The organism is Vibrio sp. 2304 (assembly GCF_033339475.1).
Taxonomy (GTDB): domain Bacteria; phylum Pseudomonadota; class Gammaproteobacteria; order Enterobacterales; family Vibrionaceae; genus Vibrio; species Vibrio alginolyticus.
Genome location: NZ_JAWOUQ010000039.1, coordinates 1 through 1,541 on the forward strand (window position 1 = coordinate 1; position 1,541 = coordinate 1,541).

1 protein-coding gene is annotated in these 1,541 nt (G+C 52.6%); it reads right to left on the reverse strand.

The window, feature by feature from the left end:
• The coding region (locus tag R7P64_RS24090; RefSeq protein ID WP_318124114.1) for a tandem-95 repeat protein at positions 1-1,541 on the reverse strand (1,541 nt) is incomplete at both ends.

The window sequence follows — 1,541 nt, forward strand, 5'->3', positions numbered from 1 at the left end:
GAGCCGTTCCAGTCCGCAGTTGGAGTGAACGTAGCAATGCCATTGACGATCGCCACTTGAATGTTGCTGTTGCCAGAAACGCTGAAGCTCAGCTCGCCATCCACGTTATCTACATCGCTGAAAGCGGTATTTAGATTGATGCTGTATGGGGTGAAGTCTTCTGCCAAGGTTTGGTCTGCAATGCCGCTTTCAACCACAGGCGTGTCGTTTACCGCATTCACGGTGACGTTGACCGTCGCTTGATCAGTCAGCGAACCATCGGTGATGGTGTAAGTGATTTCAGCGTCACCATTGAAGTTCTCAGCCGGTGTGAAGACCAATTTGCCGTCAACAATCTCGACTGTGCCTTGCGCTTCAGGTACAGACGCTGATTCAATCGACAGCTTATCGCCATCTATGTCAGTATCGTTTGGTAGGACATCAATCGTGACAGCGGTATCTTCTTGTGTTGTTGCCGTGTCATCGTTTGCCACTGGCGCATCATTGACTGGCGTCACATCGACGTTCACCGTGGTGGACTCCGATACCCCACCCGACGTAACGATGTAGGTGAAGCTGTCTGCCCCGTGGTAGTTGTCGTTTGGCGTGTAGGTTACGCTGCCGTCCGGGTTGACCGAGACCGTGCCGTTCGCTGGACCGTTGTTGGTATCCAGCGACACCACTTTATCGTCGCCTTCAAACGTGTCGTTACCTAAGACCTTAATGATGGTCGGCGTGTCTTCCACAACCGTCGCGTTGTCTGCCACGATGTCCGCCACAGGGGCAACTGTGAAGTTCACCGTTTGGCTAACGCTTTCGCTGCTTGGATCGGTGGCGGTAAACGTTAGGGTTTCTGAGCCATTCCAGTCTGCGGTTGGAGTGAACGTAGCAATCCCATTGACGATCGCCACTTGAATGTTGCTGTTGCCAGAGACACTGAAGCTCAGCTCGCCATCTACGTTATCCACATCACTGAAAGCGGTATTTAGATCGATGCTGTATGGCGTAAAGTCTTCCGCCAAGGTTTGGTCTGCGAGGTTGCTTTCAACCACAGGCGTGTCGTTCACCGCATTCACGGTGACGTTGACCGTTGCTTGGTCAGTCAGTGCACCATCGGTCACGGTGTAAGTGATTTCGGCGTCGCCATGGAAGTTCTCAGCCGGTGTGAAGACCAGTTTGCCATCAACAATCTCAACTGTACCTTGTGCTTCAGGTACAGACGCTGATTGGATAGACAGCGTATCACCATCAATATCGGTGTCGTTTGGCAGAACATCAATCGTTACAGCGGTATCTTCTTGTGTTGTTGCCGCGTCATCGTTTGCCACGGGCGCATCGTTCACTGGCGTCACATCGACGTTCACCGTGGTGAATTCCGATACCCCACCGGACGTAACGATGTAGGTAAAGCTGTCTGTACCGTGGTAGTTGTCGTTTGGCGTGTAGGTTACGCTGCCATCTGGGTTGACCGAGACCGTGCCGTTAGCTGGACCGTTATTGCTATCCAGCGACACCGCTTTGTCGTCGCCTTCGAACGTGTCGTTACCTAAGACCTTGATGAT